A 17,337-nucleotide genomic window follows, 5' to 3' on the forward strand; every position below is an offset into this window, starting at 1 on the left:
ATAGTGTGCGTGCTTATCGACCCGCAATGCAGACTTATCTAATCCAATTACTCGGGCGTGCGGGTAGCGCTGAGCCAGTGTTGCGGTGCTTTTTCCCACTCCACAACACGAATCAACAATTAACGCCCCCTGCCAGTCGCCCAACCAGGCCGTAAAGTCATCAAATGCCAATCGAGTATGCTCGGATACCGGCCGTTGATGGGTGTGGGCCCGATACCGGGCCACCAGCTTGTCGAGTTTTTCGTGGATACCTGCTTGTGTGGTCTCCACTGTACGAGAGTTACCTTGCATAGTAGTTAGGTTCGAATTCCGGTTCCGCGCTTTAATAGCGTATAAGCTACTGTAAATAACGCAATGTTAAACACAACCAATACGCCCATTGCCGCGCCAATATTGACATCGGAGACACCCAAAAAGCCGTAACGGAAACCATTCACCATATACACTATGGGGTTCGCTTTACTTACCCATTGCCAGAATTCAGGTAACAGGCTCAACGAATAGAACACGCCACCAAGATAGGTTAGCGGTGTTAACACAAAGGTGGGGATCAAACTGATATCGTCGAAGGTCTTAGCGAAAATACCATTGACTAATCCGGCGGTCGCGAACAAGGTGGCCGTTAATAATAACGTAATCACGATAACGGGCAGGCTGTGAATACTAACATCGACAAACAGCATGGACACCACAGATACAATCAAACCAATAAGCATTGCTCGCGCTACGCCGCCGCCAATATACCCCAGGATGATGACCCAGGTTAGCACCGGCGCTACCAGCATTTCTTCCAGATTCCGCTGAAACTTAGCGCTAAAAAACGACGAAGAAACGTTGGCGTATGAGTTGGTGATCACCGACATCATAATCAAACCGGGTACAATAAACTCCATATAGCTGAAGCCCCCCATGTCGCCAATTCGCTGTCCGATCAGGTTTCCGAATATGACGAAATAAAGGCTCATGGTAATGGCCGGCGGCACCAGAGTCTGAACCCAGATGCGCAAAAAGCGCGTGCATTCCTTGATCCAAATAGTGGTCAGTGCGACCCAATTATTTCCTGCAGACATTACGCTTGCTCCTTACGGCCAGCCTCAACCAGACTAACAAACAATTCTTCCAACCGGTTCGCTTTGTTACGCATACTCATTACTTGAATCCCTTGTTCGGTTAACTGCGAAAAGACCGGATTTAATCCATCGGACTTAGCGACATCGACTTCCAGCGTCGTGGGATCCAGCAATCTGTTTTCGAACCCTTCTAATTTGAGCTGTTGGGTTTCCCCTTGCACATCGAGTACAAAGGTTTCCATGTTGAGCTTCGACAACAGCGCTTTCATCGAGGTATTTTCAACAATTTGTCCCTTGTCGATGATAGCGATATTGCGGCATAGCATTTCCGCTTCTTCAAGGTAATGCGTGGTTAGAATAATGGTGATCCCCTGGTTGTTAATCTCTTCCAGGAATCGCCACATTGAACGACGGATTTCGATGTCTACCCCGGCAGTCGGTTCATCCAGGATCAGCATTTTGGGTTCGTGCATCAGCGCACGTGCAATCATAAGCCGGCGCTTCATACCACCAGACAATTCTCTGGCCCTGGCATTGCGTTTTTCCCACAAATCCAGTTGCGTTAAGTACTTTTCCGCTCGTTCGTTTGCAACCTGACGCGGCACACCGTAATAACCGGCCTGATTCACAACGATTTGCAGTACGGTCTCAAACTGATTGAAGTTAAACTCCTGCGGGACCAATCCAATGCAGGATTTCGCTAACTCTTTTTGCGTGTGCAGATCGTAGCCAAACACTTTTACGTCGCCACTGCTGGGGTTAACCAGCGAACTAATAATGCCGATTGAGGTGGATTTACCTGCCCCGTTTGGTCCGAGAAGCGCAAAAAAGTCGCCCTCCGCTACGTTCAAATCAACGCCTTTTAGCGCCTGAACGCCGCCACGATAGGTCTTGGTTAACCCGGATATTGTTAACGCTTGCATGCTTTGTTCCATGGAATAGTCGATGTGCCGTGCGGCATTTGCAGAACCGGTGTGTTCACTACACCGGATAGTCGTATATTGTGAACCTGACCGCAGGTGACCCAATAGTCGGTTACCCCAGCTTTTTGTTCTGGCTCTAGTATGGGGGTGAGGAATGTATTTTCAACCCTTTACGTGCTGAGCCTTGCTTATGCTGCGATGTACTGAGTTAACGTTTGACGCAGTATTTCGCTGTCTTTGACAACCTGACTAAACACAGCTCGATTGTCCTGCTCTGCACCAGGATGTTCCAGAGACTGCAACAATATATGAAGTGATTTAGCGCCAATCTCACCTACTGAGCCTTTGAGTTTATGGCTATGCTGGCGCAGGGCTTCAGCGTCTTCATTATCGATTGCGTTGGCGATATCTGCCAAGCGATCATCAAGCGACTCAAGTACCATTTTAACTATGCGTTTTAAGAGTGCTTCGTTACCAGCCAACCGCTGTAGCGCGTCACTCTTGTCCCATATGACTGACTCTGATGTACCTTCCTCGACCTCAGGGGTTTTAGGTACTGGCGCTTTTGCGCTATCCCGATTAAGCCACAGCGACAGCTTATCTATAAGAATATCGGACTCAACCGGCTTGGTGATGTAGTCATCCATACCCGCTTCAATGCACTTATCCCGCTCCCCTTTCATTGCGTTTGCCGTCATGGCAATAATAGGAACCCCCATGGATTTTAATCCGCCCTTCCCATTGCGAACGGCTTGCGTGCAGGTGAACCCATCCATGACCGGCATGTTGCAGTCCATCAGAATAATATCGACATCTTCATTTTTTTCGTAACGGGCCTGAAGGATATCGAGCGCCGCTTTGCCATCCTCGGCAAACAGCAGGTTCAAATCAAAGCCCGACAACAAATGCATCACCACATCCTGGTTTATGTTGTTGTCGTCTACAATAAGAATGGTCTGATTATCAAAGTGTGACGCATCAGACGCTCGGCTGCGCTTCCTGTCGGAATCTCTGCGTTTGTTGGCAACAACAGGTAAATCAACGCTTCGCTGATTTGCCAGAGCCGACAACAAAGACGATACCATGACCGGTTTGCGGATAGGGGTAAGAGATTCACCCGTAGCGGCAAATGTATAACCGGTTCGACTCAGTCCAAACAAACGGTAGTCGATGCCAGGTTGCTGCCGGTTAATGAATTCCTGAGTTAACTGCTCTGCATTGGCAGCATCGAGGTTTACCAGAACACATAATTGCGCATCGTCATTTGACAATATAGTGTTGGCATCAATGAGGCGCACGTCTGCCCCCAGATTCTGAAGACAGTTAATCAGTGGCCGTTGCTCTGTTTCATCGACAAAGAGCAATCCGATCTCAAAACCATTCAAGCGCGCTTTTCTGGTTGCAGGCACTAATGTAAATTCCGTTGCAGGAATACTAAAAGTGACTTCAGTTCCCTGTTGAAGTGCAGACTTGAGGGATATCTCTCCTCCCAGTAACTCGCATAACTGTTTACAAATGGCCAGACCCAACCCGGAACCGCCGTAGTTGGCTGCAATTGATCTATCGGCCTGAGTGAAAATCGTAAACAGGGATTGTTGAGCTTCTTCCTGGATCCCAATGCCGGAGTCTTTAACGGTCACCACCAGCCTAACATTGCTGGCAGTGTCATCAGCTTCTGTTTTTGCAATAACCTGCACAGCCCCCTGCTGAGTGAATTTAATGGCGTTGCTGACCAGATTATTGATAACTTGTGTGATGCGGAACGGGTCGCTCTTCAACTGCGTAACGTTCAGACCCGAGGTATCAATGAAAAAGTCGATATCCTTTGCAAACGCCGTAACCGCCTGAGATTGACACACGCCCTCAATGAGCTTTTCCGGGCTGAACATCGCTAAATTAATATCCAGCTTGCCCGCCTCTATTTTCGACAAATCCAGAATGTCGTTTACCAACATAGCCAGGCTATTGGTGCTGACTTCGGCCATACCAACAATGTCGTTGATGCCTTTGTTACCGTGATCCCGTTTAAGAATAGACATTGCCCCCAGAATACCATTCAGCGGTGTACGCATTTCATGGCTGATTGACGATATAAACCGGGTTTTAATGATATTAGCCTGCTTCACCTCGGAAAGTGCCTTTTCCAGCTCTTGTGTTCGCTCAGCTACCGCGTCTTCCAAATGACGATTTGCCACCGAAAGCTCTGCGGCATATTTTTTAATAGCGGTAACGTCATTTAGCAACAGTGCAAACTGTCCGGCTTTTTCTTTATAGGCCAATGGAATCAGCAAGCAGCGAAAGTAACGTATCGACAAATCGTCGCGCCATTCGATTTCGGCCTCAGTACTATACCGACGGGCCTTAGCGGCGTTGTGTAACTCACATAACGTTGTGCTGGCATACTGATTAAACGACGTATCCAACGGTGCATTTAACAACTCTTCTGGCGACTCATTGAACAATCCCTCAGCGGCGGGGTTGATATCCAGTAATCGGTGTTGCCTGTCAAATAGCAAAATGGCATCGTTGCTATTTTCAACAACCGTTTGCGACACGGCTCTGGATTCAGCCAACGCTTCGTGATGCTTCATATTGCGAAACAGAAGCAGAAACACACCGGCAAAACTAATGAGAACAAAGCCCAGCGCACTGTAGACTTTTAGACGCGACTGATTATAAAGCGCATTGATTTCTTCATCAGACTTTCCCACCACCGACAATATGTAATGACTGGCATCAATCTGAAAGCGCCGCGACTGCCCGACAAACTGATCGCCCGAGTCACGTACATTAGAAAAATGCTCAATCCCTTTCGCATCAAGCGCGGGCTCTCTTTGGTACAGACTGAAAAACAACGTATCAGATCCCAATTGACTAGCGAACAGATAATCCGATTCAGGGTGTTTAATGATCGTGCCGTGTTCATCGGCAACAATTATGTGTAGATCGGAAGAAATGAGATCGTCTACCTTGGCAAGTAGTGATGTCAGATCAGCATTGGCAACCAACAATCCAACCAGTTGGTTTTGTTCACTGTAGATCCCTTTTGCTATCCGAATAGTCGGACGGTAAGGCACCTCAACTTTCCCGTACTCTTCATTCAGACTCACAGATGACACAAATGTTTCGTGCTTTGCCAGTAATAGCCCTTGCTCAACGTAGCGTTTATTCGCCTTGTTCTGAAGGTTTGCGTCATTGGCTAGCAGGACACGGCCGCCCCGGCGCTCAATTCGAATATACTCGTCGCCACTGGGTAAAATGATGCGCACCTGGAAAAAAGCTGGCGACGTCGCCAGAAACGCTTTAAACAGCTCTTCTGTCTCAAAGTCTGGCACAACGGATTGCAGACCCAGATTAGCTTTAGTGGGTTGAGATAAACGCGTGTGAATGCGAGTAGCGCCGAGGCTACTATGAAGAAACTCTACGTCATTCTTAAACTCATTGAGGTGATCTGACAGCATGGCAGAAACCTCATTGGCGTTTACCGTCAGGTCTTCGGCGATAGCATCGTTGACAGTATCAACCATGTATTTATTTGCCAAATAAGACGATACCACTGCAACCAGCACGAACAAAGCCACCAGTTGCAAGGGAAGTCGGCTAACCACTATTCACCCCTACGCGTTGCTGTGTGTCAGCACTTTAGCACTGACTTTATTATGATTGTCATTGTTTGCGAGGTTATTTTCAGCAGTGTCAAAACGCCCGGTTTCAAAACCTGCTCTGTAGAGCAGTAATGCATTGCACAGCGAGGAATTGCCCTATACGCTAATTCGCAACTTTTATTATATTGTCTGATACTATGTTATCGAACAGACTTTTCATCAACTTTAGCTAAAAATATAAATATTACAATTTAAACCGGCGGTATTATCTGTCAGGATGACAACAGAACTAACGAATAATTGAGCAACCCATGCCAACAGCACATTTATGTTAGCGCTTGACACCAGAACAATAGAATCCTGCACCGTGCTGATTGTCGACGACGACAATGTCAGCCGCACCGTTATATCTACGATTTTAAGCGATCTATGCCAGTGCGTAACCGTGTCTAATGCTCCGGACGCATTGAATTACTGTAAACAACAAAAACCCGATTTGTTAGTGGTTGATGTCAACATGCCGGAGATGAACGGCCTGAATTTATGTAAAGCCATCAAGCACGATGACGATCTGGATGATATTCCACTTATTTTCATAACGGGCAATGTCAGCAAAGAATCGCAACTGCAATGCTGGGAGTCAGGCGGCAATGACTTTGTATCCAAGCCGGTCATCGCACAAACGCTTATCCACAGAGTTCGCAATCAATTACTAAGTAAACTGCGAATGGACGCGTTAACAACGCTGACATTTCACGACTCTCTCACCGGTTTATTGAATCGCAATTATTTAAAGCAAGAGTACCCCAGGCTATCGCGACAACTCATGCGTGACCAACAACCACTTGGCGTGATCTTGTTTGATATCGATTATTTCAAACAGTACAACGATCACTATGGACACTTATACGGCGATCAGTGCCTGGAAAGAGTCGCAAAAATACTGCAACAACACGGGCGCCGCTCACGCGATGCCATGATTCGTTACGGTGGTGAAGAGTTTTTGGCAATACTGCCGGACGCGGATATGACGGCGACTCGCAAAATAGCGCAAAACATCGTAAAAGCGGTTTACGACACCAACATACCGCATGTGCAAACTGTACACAGCCGCGTTACGCTAAGCGCAGGGGCTATCAGTACCAAAGCCTTTGATCAGGACAGTCTCGAAGATATATTGGATCTTGCCGATATAAACTTGTACGAGGCCAAGCTTAATGGCAAAAACCAGGTAGTGTGTAAGTAACGAAACGGAATGGCTGCTCAAACCATTCCGTAACGACGTTACACTATCGCTCGCAAAACAAACCTAGCGTTGGGCAGTTAACGTAGCATCCTCATTGCCTAGTTCAATAACCACTTTACGGTCAAAAAACGTTTGTTCACCGCCGTCGTAAGCACTTTGAGATTCACCCAGTGCGACTGTGAGTATTTGTTGGCTGTCTACCCCCTTATTGATCAGATATTGCTTAACACTTATTGCCCGTTGCATGGACAATGCCTGGTTGTATTCGTCTTTGCCCCGCTTGTCTGCATGACCGGTTAGCCTCGCAGTTAATGTCGGATAGCCCTTCAGCGTTTTGGCAATCAGGTCCAGTTGCTTTTGATAGTCCGGGGCGATGTCGTAGGCTCCGGTCTGGAACTGCACACTGCTTTGCAAGGAAATAGAAGGTGTGGTGCTTTCTTCCTGCATAGCGACTTGTGTCACTGAAGCTTGCTGCATCGTCTGCAGCTGGTTTCGCATTGCAATCAGAGCCCGATCCCGCTCAGACAGCAATTGAGCCTGAGCTGACAGGCGCTGAGTCTTAGCCTCAAGTGCTTTGTCCTGGCGAATGTCGTTGCCCAGCATGGCGCCCATAAAACCGGCAACCGCTGCGCCAACCGGCCCGGCAACGATAGCGCCAATGACGACGCCTGTGCCAAGACCAACGCCGGGCGCATGTTCGTATTCAGTTTCTTTTTCTTTTGCATAAGCGCTAGTGGCAGTAAGTGTGGTCGCTAAAACTAAAGCTGACATTGTTGATTTACGCATAGTCATATCCTTTAAAACAGTAGTGAGGTGTGTTGATTCGATGGTGTTATTACAACAAGCTCTCATGGCTGAATGCTTCTGCTGTTGAGGAAATGTCGTGGCAAAAATGTGCTAACCCTGACCAAACCGGGCAAAATGACATAAAAGATGAGCCAGATGACTGACTGGCTGTTTTGAGTAAGTCCCGTGTTTACTACTAAGGCAAGCTACCGATATCACGGATATCAAAAACGAAAGGTGGCAGAAAAATGGCAAGTTCGTGGAATTTATGCCGAACTTGCCATGTCAGTAACACTCTTAATGTATAGTGCTTATCACACGCTAATTGTTGGTCTATTCATTTTGTTCTGAATCAACGCTTTTATCGCAGAACAAACCTTAGTAAATACTGTTTAAAGAGACTGCTATGCCAAGAAACATTGCCCTTGTAGAAGACGACATTGCCATCCGCGACAATTATACCGCCGCTTTAACCGGCCAGGGCTACACGGTTAATGCGTTTGCAGACCGTCCTTCAGCCAGTGCGGCTTTTACGCAGTCTTTACCAGATTTAGCGATTATAGATATCGGCCTTAAAGACGAAATGGAAGGCGGCTTTATGCTTTGTCAGCAGTTGCGTCAGTTATCGCAAACCCTGCCGATTATTTTCTTTACTGCCAGAGACAACGATGTAGATACCATCAGTGGTTTGCGCATGGGTGCAGATGATTACCTGACTAAAGATATCAGCATGGCCCACTTGCTAGCGCGCATTGCAGCACTGTTTCGCCGCACTGATTTACTTGCTACCCCCAAACAGGACAGCGATCTTATCAAGCTTGGTCATTTGTTAGTGGATGTCAGCCGCATGACAGTGAGCTGGAAAACAATGCCTGTTGCACTTACCGTGACCGAATTCTGGATGCTGCACGCAATAATCAAACGCCCTGGGCACGTCAAGAGCCGTCAACAGTTAATGGATGAATCCCGTATGGTGGTTGATGATTCCACCATCACCTCACATATCAAGCGCATGCGTAAGAAGTTTATTCAGCTGGATGCGGACTTTGATCACATTGATACCGTGTACGGTATGGGTTACCGCTGGCAACAATAGTCGATTAGGGAAAAGGCTTTGAAGTTACGTTTTTCAATTCGGTTACAGCTGCTTGTTTTGTCGCTGTTCCTGTTCGCAATTCCCTGGCTTGGGTATAAATACGTTTGGGAACTTGAACAGTACCTTCGAATTGGTCAGGAACAAACCATGATAGGTACGGCGCGGGCGGTGGCCACCGCGCTGCACGAACGCCCCGCCCTATTCGACAGCCAGTCGGCCTATTTGCAAAATGTACGGCCCGGCACAGATTTATATGCCCCGCCGATTGATGTGCCGATCCAGCTGGACGGCCGACTACAGGAATGGCAAGCCGTATCCCCGCTAATTCAGTCGTACGGCAGCAATAATGTCGTGACTTGGTTTGAAGACAGTGCCGACGTTTCAATGTCATTTCAACATATGGTTGGGCGTTTTGATCAGTATTTTTACGCCATGTTTGCGGTCAATGACGATAAGGTGGTGTTTCGTGCACCGAACAGTTTGAGCGTCGATCGTTCTGATCACCTGCTGATTGGCATGCTCGATGCCCAGGATAGCTTACAGCGTTATATTATTTCCCCCTACAAACCCGGCTGGGTGAATGCTTACCGACTGGACAGCGACCCGCGATATTTCCGCGCGACAGACAACGCTTTACAAATACAGGGCCGCTGGCTGCTAACGCCGGATGGTTATAGCATCGAGTTACGCTTTCCGATTACCATGACATCCGGCTCATTAGCCTTCGCACTGGTAGATGTTGATGATGAAATAGACCGTACCAAGCAATACGCCATGGGCACGGCGAATCCCAATCAAAGCGATGATCTGGGCACGGTCGTAACTCCGTCACCGGAAATCGAACGCATTTTGTCTGGTCTTAGATATGCAGATTCAAGAGTGTGGGTTATCGACAAACACAAACGGGTGTTGGCTCGCTCAGGCTCTATTCATTCCTCACAAGGGTTCAACGCCGGACAACAACGGCCGGCTGGAAATAGCGGATGGGAATACATTGAACAAAACTGGTTGTTACCGCTTTATTATCAGATTCTGACTCGCCCGCCAGGTGACTTTGTCGACGAGCTGGCAGATGCATATGCCTTAGCCGGTAAAGACATTAACCGCGCACTGGCGGGTAATCCCGATTCGTTATGGCGGCTTACGCCCGACAACAAAGCGGTCATTCTGTCGGCAGCCTATCCTATTTATATTGGCGACGCCGTCATGGGTGCCGTGGTGGTAGAACAAACCACACACGGGATTCGTACCTTGCGCAACCGTGCACTTGAGCAATTGTTTCACGTTATCCTGGCCGTCATGCTGCTGGGCACAACCGGGTTATTATTGTTCGCCCACCGGATTTCCAGTCGCATTCGCGACCTCCGCGACAATACTGAAGCGGTAATAGATTCAAACGGAAAAATAATTGGTACATTACCTCCCTCACGTAATGCCGATGAAATTGGCGATTTGTCCCGCTCGTTTAGTGCCGTACTGAGCCGCTTGCAGCAATACAACTCATACCTTGAAAATATGGCGTCGAGGCTGTCTCACGAGCTACGTACCCCCATCGCTGTTGTACGTTCATCACTGGATACGCTCAATCAGGTACAGGACCCGGATCAGCAACAAGTATTTTTAAGCAGGGCACAGTCGGGGATCAGTCGTTTAAGCAGTATTCTGAACAGTATGAGCGAGGCCACCCGCCTTGAACAGGCCATTAGTCAGGAAGACACCGAACAGTTTGATTTAACCCGAGTGGTTAAAGGCTGCGTCGAGGGGTACCAATATGCTTATCCACAGCGTCAGTTCACATTAAAGCTATCGGCCAAACAGGCGCCCTTGGTGGGTTCCCCGGATCTGATTGCGCAAATGCTGGATAAGATCATCGCCAATGCCGTTGAATTCAGCACTCAGGACAGCACCATTGCCTTACATATCTGGCAGGAGCAACGTCAGATCAAGTTGAGCATTACCAATACCGGGCCGTTGCTACCGCAGGGCATGCAATCACAGCTAACACAGTCTATGGTATCGGTGCGGGCAGAGGGGAATCAATCCGATGGCCCCCCCCACCTGGGACTGGGCCTGTACATTGCCAACATTATTGTAGGATTCCACCACGGCAGTATTGTGCTTAACAATTTACCGGATAATACCGGGGTTTGTGTGGTCACCACCTTTCCGGCTACGCAATAGCGCCTATTATTGTTTACCGGAGCCTTGAGTCATGCTGCTGTCGGGTACATTTTTCAGCAGCATTTGCTGTTTGCGTCGGTACATCATGTAAGCCAGCCTGCGCATACTCACCTTGGTGTCTGTTTCATCCACAATATCGACCCCAAGTAATCGCTCCAATAAGTCCTCCAATGTAAGCACGCCTTCTAGACCACCGTACTCATCGACCACTAATAACATGTGGATGTGATTTTTAAGGAAGTGGTCGAAGGTTGAAGACAGCGGCATCGAGCCCAGCACAGTAACCATACTCTTGCTGTACTTCTTTAAGGGTGAGTCACCGTTGCCACGGGCCTGAGCGAGCAGTAAATCGGAACGTAACACAAAACCGGTGATTTGTTCGCTGTCCTGAGATTCATAAACCGGGATTCGGGAAAACTCAATATTGCTGTGTTTGTGAAAAAACGCTTCTACCGTCATATCTTCCGATACTGAAAACACCTGGGTACGGTGAGTAATGGCGTCTTTTACGGTTAATTCGTTCAGACTGAGCAAGCTTTTTAAGAAGACCGCTTCGTGTTCGTCTAACTGCCCTTCCTGACCGCTCAGATCGGCCATGGCATGCAGCTCAGCCCGGCTGAGCCCGCGTAGTGGAGACTCTTCCTTGAAGCCTTTGGTCAGCCATTGAGACATCTTTACAAAAGGAAGTAGTACAATCACCAGGTATTTTAGAAAATAAGCGGTAATTGGCGCTAGCCCACGCCAATAGGTAGCCCCAAGGGTTTTCGGAATGATTTCTGAAAACACCAGGATCAGCAGAGTCAGAATTGCCGAAATGATGCCGAGATAAGCGTCGCCAAACACAACCGCTGCCTGGGCACCAGCACCTGCCGCCCCCATAGTATGAGCAATGGTATTCAGGGTTAAAATAGCCGACAACGGGCGATTGATGTCATCGGTGAGTTCACGAATGATCTTCCCGCTAGGTTTGCCCTCTTTTTCCATGAGCGATATGTATGCCGACGATACACTCAATATCACCGCCTCCGCGACTGAGCACAAAAACGAAAAGCCCAGCGCGATAAAAATATAAATTAACAGCAGCAACATAGTGTTCGGTCCGGTTCCTTGTCAAAGTCCATTGGCTGGCAATACAGCCTCAGCGATTTATTATGCGGGTTGTACCTGAAGATACAACCCACAATCTAAGACCAAAGAATAATTAACAAACACAGAACAGTTCGTTACAATTATATTACATTCGCTGATAAGAGGTACGAATGATGTCAAAAACTCGATTATGTGACCAAATTACTTTGGTGTTGTATTCAGTGTCTTTAGCAATTATCACGGCTGGTATTTTCAGGGCTTATCTCTAACGCCCTTGTGACAAGGATAAGTAAAAACGCCAGGCACATGCCTGGCGTTTTTATATTTGATACAAAACAACTCGCGATACAAACTAACTTGCGATTATTGTACTGCTTTAAATCGCCGGATCACCGACCAGGATTCGAGCATAACCAGCACACTCACCACAAGCACTATGGCATCCAACCCAACCAGCAAATAGTTGCCTGCCAGGTAGTATTCTTTTAATTTGATAACGCCTGCTAAAAACGCCATCACAATGACAAACATCATAGGCACCAGGGTGTAAATAGCCGGACGTTTCAGCTTGATTAACATGACCGAAATAACCAGCAACGTCATACTTGCAAGTATCTGATTAGTGGAACCAAATAAAGGCCAGATGATCATTCCGCCGCTACCGGAAGAGCCGCCGGCACCAAATGCCAGTAACAGGCAGGTACCAACAGCAACCAACGTTGCCACCAGGCCGTTTTTTAACGCCGGGATTTGATAGATCTCTCCCCACTCCTGAATAATGTAGCGCTGCAGACGGACACCAGAATCCATAGTCGTACCGGCAAAAAGCACAACCATAACTGCAAGGATGGTGGACGAGAACGACACTGACAATCCCCAACCCTGTTCAATAAGATTCGCACCACCGGTAATGAAAGCGCTCACGCTGCCAGCGCCAAGGTGGCTATACACTTCGTGCCACTCCTGCGGCGATGCGGCAAGCGCTACGCCGCTGACCGCGACGATAGTGATAAGTGCCAGTGAGCCTTCACCAACGGCTCCCAAATAACCAACAAAGCGAGCGTCGGTTTCTTTATCAAGCTGCTTGGAGCTGGTACCGGAAGAAACAATACCGTGAAAGCCGGATACTGCGCCACAGGCTATCGTTACGAACAGCAAAGGAATAATGCTCGGCGTGTCTACTGCGGTAGCTTTATTAAACGCTGGCGCAGTGATGTCGGGCAATGAGAAAAAGACCGCGCCGTACAATAAAAACAACCCAACAATAAGTTGCATACCGTTAATAAAGTCGCGAGGCTGTAACAACATCCAAACCGGTAACAACGACGCAATCATGGCGTAAACAAACAAAATGATGATCCACGATGCTTTGTCAGATAAGCCCATGATGGTCTCTGGCAAACTTATTGGTAAATAACTGCCAGCGTACACAGACGCGTATAGCACGATAATGCCAATAATACACAGTGGAATAAGACTGAACTGACGCTTTATTAACTGGCCGATAACCAGCGCCACAACTATCGCCATCCAGGCCGGGAATACGGCGTTAGGCTGAGACACAAAGCTATTCGCAATAACCACACCAAACACGGCGTTTACCATGAGCAACACCAGGAACACAACAATCATGAACAGCGCCCGAGTGCGTTTACCAATCACGCTTTCAGACAAAGCGCCCATGGATTTGCCTTTGTGTCGTGCACTGGCCCATAAAGCGCCCATATCGTGAATACCTGCAAAAAAGATAGTGCCGAAAACCACCCACAGTACCGCAGGTACCCAGCCCCAATAGACCGCAATAGCAGGGCCAACGATGGGCGCAGCACCCGCTACTGAGGTAAAATGGTGTCCCCACAACACCACTTTATTGGTCGGCACATAATCAATGCCATCATTCACTTCATGAGCAGGCGTAACAAAGCTCTCGCTGAGCTTAAAAATTTTCTCTGCAATAAATTTGGAATATAAAAACCAGCCGGCCAACATGCCAGCGATACCTAATAATACAATCGCTACAGATGCCATAAACCACCATAGTTAAACATTAGAGTTATGACAGATTATATAGACTTTTGGATAAGGGATCGCGAACACTTGCCTACGCTTAAGATGAAGCGACAACGCAATGAGACCAGCAAAACTGGTCAGACAATCATGTAGTTGGAACGGCCTTCACGTTTGACCTGATACATGGCCTCATCAGCTTCATTTAGCAAAGCCTCCAGGCTTTGTGTAGGTGAATACGCCACTGCAACACCAATACTGGCAGAGATTGCACAGTGTTGTGTGTTAGTCAGGGTGATTGGCATTTCAATACCGTGCAACAGTGTATTACACAAGGTTTCCAACGCCGACGGTAATAATACATCGCGCCGGAAGCCAACGACGAATTCGTCACCGCCCCATCGGCAACAAACGTCATCATCGTCATTAAAGAGCCGTTTAATGCGCTGAGCCGTCTCCTGAAGCACCACATCACCTGCATCGTGGCCATAGCTGTCGTTGATGGGCTTGAAGTTGTCGAGGTCGATGAGCATGACCGCTGTCATGGTTTTGTTAGTGATCGACTGCAGCAATGCCTGCAGTTTAATTTCACCGCCGTGTCGGTTAAGCAACCCGGTCAGTGCATCGTGCTGTGCCAGGTACTTGGATTTCGCCTCTTTTTCCTTTCGCTCAGTCACGTCGTTCAGAATAACTTCAATGAGCATATCGTCATTGCGTTCAGTGCTTCGCTGGTCGATTACAAGCGCGAACAGACAATTTACCCATCGGGTTTGCTGCTCGCTGTTCTGGTACGACAGGTCTATCGTTATTGGGCTGGACTGCTGCGTGGTTCTTAACTCATGAATTGCTTCTGACACCACCTCAGGATTGTCAAACATATTGACGAAATCGTGGAGTGAGCAAATCTGCCCAACAATATCGTGAAAAACGGGGTTCTCAAGCAGAATACCTTTGTGAGTCGAGATCAGGCCAATCCCTACCGACGCTTTGTCAAACACCAGTCTAAAGCGCTGTTCCAGCTTTTCAGTCCGCATTCGCAGGCGACGTTCAGCAACGAAGTTAATTCGTACAGCATGGATGAGTCGGTTGATACCGCTTATTAAAAAGCCTACTTCATCCTTTCTGGTGTATTGGATATCAATTTTCTCCAATAACTCAGGGTTACTCGGGTCGACTCGCTCAAACGCCGTTGATAATTTGATTAGCGGGCGTGAGAGTAATTGATATATTGCCACATACATCGTTAGCGTGAGTGCCATAGAAACCAGCATCATTTCCCACACGCTGTTACGTGCATCACTGATTGCCAGGCTTTGTATAAACACATTGTCGGGATATACCAATAACTCACCTACCACGTCGGAATCCAGGAAAGGGTGTGGAAGAGCAAATGCGATAGGTGAACCAGATAGGTCTTTTAGTGATGTCTCTGCAACGACACCGTTTTCGTTGCGAATTTCCGCCGCGAGTATCAAATCATTTATTTGCAAACTGGCGAGGATTTCCTGAGCAAGTTCAATATCATTCACATAGACAGAAATCGCTGCGGGCTTTACTGAACCTTGCGCTATTTGATTGAGTAAATGCGCGCTGAAACGCTGCTGTTCAGCCTGAGCGAGCTGAAATACAATAAAACTGCCGGCAATTGACACCAAAATGCCAACTATCCCAACCACGAATGCAAGCCTGACATGTAACCTATCTGTAAGCTTTCTCATCGCTATTTATAACGCCGTTAGAATATAACATTGAGATTGAGGTTAAACACATTAACATCACGCGTATCTTCAATACTGACTTGCTGATCGCTGCCCCACATTCCGTAACCAGGGCCTTGTAATTCAAATGCGGTAAACTGCGCCTTCAACGCCCAATTTGCGGCAAAATCCCACCGCACCCCTACAGCAGCAGAAGACTGCTCTATACGAGATATATCCAGCAGGTACTGATAACCAAAGTACATTCGCGCGAGGCCAGGAATGGCTGTAGGGTCAGTAACCTCTGCATAATCTGGTTCAGCGATTACATTGCGCTTTTCCGTTGTATTGATCGTTGCAACGGTAACGTAAGGTGTAAAATCACCCCAAATATAGCCAAGGCTGGCGTATCCGTAAGCGAGATTCCCTAAAACGCTCCACTCGACATCCAGCATGGCCATTTCTGCCATGACAATATACTCACCATTGTTATAGCTATACCCCAAAGCAGCGTAATTTACATGCTTACCTTCAAAGTCAAGATCGTCAGACATTGCTTGGGCTTCAGGCCACCAGGTTGAAGGAATCTCCCGCAGATTGGCCTGGAACGTATTCAGGCTACCAAAAAAAGAGCGCTTACCATGGAACTGACTTAATGTGCCCTTAATAGCCCACTCGTCCGTTTCAAACATCACAGACGCATTAAAAACATAATCGTATTCCAGAAAATAATTAGACCTGTTGTTTAGTACGTCGGCCTTACTGGTTCCTACTGCCAACGCAGCTTGTAAAACGCCTGACGAATAGGATTTACGGTATTGCACTTCGGCGCCATCGATATACGACAAATTGGAAGAAGGCGTGTAATACTCCATGGGTGGCGCGGCCCACAAATAACTGTATCCAACATGGATATACTCTGATAACAGATAAGCGTTGTAGTTTATTCGGCCCGCTCTAGCCGACCAGTTGCGGTCAAACTGATATCGTACAAACGCCATTTCAAAATAATCCATGACCTGGTCATAGTTTTTATTTTCGAGCAAACTCTGTACAACAATGTCGACTTTGTCAGACACCTGATAGTTAAGCTGAAGGCCCAGAGCTGATTCAGTTTTAAAGTTACTGCCTTCTTCTGGCCAGCGATTAATTGCAGAACGAAAAACCAAGTCGTCAGCGTTACTGCTTGTGTAACCTACAGTCGCAAAACCGTTCACGCTCACTTGTGCATTTACATTCCCTGCTGAACAGATAGAAAATAACAAGCAGGTGATGACAAAGACGCTTTTACGGTTATTCCAGAACAAGAACAATTTTCATCTCCTCTGAAACCAAATTGACCGGTACGTATGTGATCATAGACGTGTCATTACTGAGTTCATCAATGCTCACTTCTACACTGGCGACTTGTGTTGGTGGCTTCGCCCGACCAGAGAATAATAAGCGCGACCAGTATGCCGCAATCTGACGTTCGGATTTGTTGACTAGAGAGCGATAAAACTGCTCTCTGAATGGATAACCGTTATCGTAATCTACGGGCTTTATTTTCTGGCCATTTTCGAGAAAATCAAAACGGCCCATAAAAATATCGATTACCTGCTTCCTGGATAATGCATTGATATCGCTTTGCTTTGGCA

Annotated in this window: 12 protein-coding genes and 1 pseudogene; 3 read left to right on the top strand and 10 right to left on the bottom strand. The window is 47.5% G+C overall.

What is annotated here, in order from left to right:
- The 4 genes and pseudogenes from AC4MRN_RS12095 to AC4MRN_RS12110 all read right to left on the bottom strand — a co-directional run.
- Positions 1 to 270, bottom strand: a pseudogene (locus AC4MRN_RS12095) (SAM-dependent methyltransferase); the annotation flags it as partial.
- A gap of 26 nt (positions 271 to 296) precedes the next feature.
- Complete coding sequence (locus tag AC4MRN_RS12100) at positions 297 to 1,070, bottom strand: ABC transporter permease (protein ID WP_491203415.1); 774 nt, start codon at positions 1,068 to 1,070, stop codon at positions 297 to 299.
- Positions 1,070 to 1,993: an ABC transporter ATP-binding protein gene (locus AC4MRN_RS12105; protein ID WP_073320873.1), complete on the bottom strand. Its 924-nt coding sequence runs from the start codon at positions 1,991 to 1,993 to the stop codon at positions 1,070 to 1,072. Before AC4MRN_RS12105 ends, AC4MRN_RS12100 begins: the two co-directional genes overlap by 1 nt.
- A 188-nt stretch (positions 1,994 to 2,181) precedes the next feature.
- Positions 2,182 to 5,601, bottom strand: a complete 3,420-nt coding sequence (locus AC4MRN_RS12110) for an ATP-binding protein (protein WP_491203416.1) — start codon at positions 5,599 to 5,601, stop codon at positions 2,182 to 2,184.
- Between the two features lie 325 nt (positions 5,602 to 5,926).
- On the opposite strand from AC4MRN_RS12110, the gene AC4MRN_RS12115 reads away from it, so the two are divergent.
- The gene (locus AC4MRN_RS12115) at positions 5,927 to 6,844 is read left to right on the top strand and encodes a GGDEF domain-containing response regulator (protein WP_370242311.1); all 918 of its coding nucleotides are present in this window, start codon (positions 5,927 to 5,929) and stop codon (positions 6,842 to 6,844) included.
- 63 nt (positions 6,845 to 6,907) lie between these two features.
- Here the strand turns inward: AC4MRN_RS12115 and pdsO are convergent, their stop codons facing one another.
- Positions 6,908 to 7,630, bottom strand: coding sequence for a sortase-associated OmpA-like protein PdsO (gene pdsO / locus AC4MRN_RS12120; RefSeq protein ID WP_073320879.1), 723 nt, complete (start codon positions 7,628 to 7,630; stop codon positions 6,908 to 6,910).
- A gap of 406 nt (positions 7,631 to 8,036) precedes the next feature.
- Here pdsO and pdsR point away from each other — a divergent pair, with 406 nt between their 5' ends.
- Together pdsR and pdsS are read left to right on the top strand one after the other, a co-directional pair.
- Positions 8,037 to 8,726: a proteobacterial dedicated sortase system response regulator gene (gene pdsR / locus AC4MRN_RS12125; protein ID WP_073320881.1), complete on the top strand. Its 690-nt coding sequence runs from the start codon at positions 8,037 to 8,039 to the stop codon at positions 8,724 to 8,726.
- 18 nt (positions 8,727 to 8,744) lie between these two features.
- Positions 8,745 to 10,907: a proteobacterial dedicated sortase system histidine kinase gene (gene pdsS, locus AC4MRN_RS12130; protein ID WP_155015929.1), complete on the top strand. Its 2,163-nt coding sequence runs from the start codon at positions 8,745 to 8,747 to the stop codon at positions 10,905 to 10,907.
- Positions 10,908 to 10,913: 6 nt separating this feature from the next.
- On the opposite strand, the gene AC4MRN_RS12135 is transcribed toward pdsS, so the two are convergent.
- The 5 genes from AC4MRN_RS12135 to AC4MRN_RS12155 all read right to left on the bottom strand — a co-directional run bounded on the left by AC4MRN_RS12135 (position 10,914) and on the right by AC4MRN_RS12155 (position 17,320).
- Complete coding sequence (locus AC4MRN_RS12135; protein ID WP_073320886.1) at positions 10,914 to 11,996, bottom strand: CNNM domain-containing protein; 1,083 nt, start codon at positions 11,994 to 11,996, stop codon at positions 10,914 to 10,916.
- A gap of 363 nt (positions 11,997 to 12,359) precedes the next feature.
- Complete coding sequence (locus tag AC4MRN_RS12140; RefSeq protein WP_491203417.1) at positions 12,360 to 14,024, bottom strand: carbon starvation CstA family protein; 1,665 nt, start codon at positions 14,022 to 14,024, stop codon at positions 12,360 to 12,362.
- Positions 14,025 to 14,143: 119 nt separating this feature from the next.
- Positions 14,144 to 15,679 (bottom strand): sensor domain-containing diguanylate cyclase, encoded by a 1,536-nt coding sequence (locus tag AC4MRN_RS12145; RefSeq protein ID WP_073320890.1) that lies wholly within the window; start codon positions 15,677 to 15,679, stop codon positions 14,144 to 14,146.
- A 59-nt stretch (positions 15,680 to 15,738) separates the two neighbouring features.
- Entirely contained in the window at positions 15,739 to 16,869 is a 1,131-nt protein-coding gene (locus tag AC4MRN_RS12150) for a hypothetical protein (RefSeq protein WP_491203418.1), read from the bottom strand.
- Positions 16,870 to 16,993: 124 nt separating this feature from the next.
- Positions 16,994 to 17,320 carry a hypothetical protein gene (locus AC4MRN_RS12155; protein ID WP_491203419.1) on the bottom strand — a complete coding sequence of 109 codons (327 nt, stop codon included), beginning with the start codon at positions 17,318 to 17,320 and terminating at the stop codon, positions 16,994 to 16,996.
- Between the last annotated feature and the right edge of the window lie 17 nt (positions 17,321 to 17,337).

The sequence above is a fragment of the Marisediminitalea sp. genome (assembly GCF_984433645.1).

Excerpts from the sequence above, each read along its gene's own strand:
- AC4MRN_RS12100 (WP_491203415.1), bottom strand. The coding sequence starts at position 1,070 with ATGTCTGCAGGAAATAATTGGGTCGCACTGACCACTATTTGGATCAAG.
- AC4MRN_RS12140 (WP_491203417.1), bottom strand. The coding sequence starts at position 14,024 with ATGGCATCTGTAGCGATTGTATTATTAGGTATCGCTGGCATGTTGGCC.
- pdsR (WP_073320881.1), top strand. The coding sequence starts at position 8,037 with ATGCCAAGAAACATTGCCCTTGTAGAAGACGACATTGCCATCCGCGAC.
- AC4MRN_RS12115 (WP_370242311.1), top strand. The coding sequence starts at position 5,927 with ATGTTAGCGCTTGACACCAGAACAATAGAATCCTGCACCGTGCTGATT.
- pdsO (WP_073320879.1), bottom strand. The coding sequence starts at position 7,630 with ATGCGTAAATCAACAATGTCAGCTTTAGTTTTAGCGACCACACTTACT.
- AC4MRN_RS12135 (WP_073320886.1), bottom strand. The coding sequence starts at position 11,996 with ATGTTGCTGCTGTTAATTTATATTTTTATCGCGCTGGGCTTTTCGTTT.
- AC4MRN_RS12105 (WP_073320873.1), bottom strand. The coding sequence starts at position 1,993 with ATGCAAGCGTTAACAATATCCGGGTTAACCAAGACCTATCGTGGCGGC.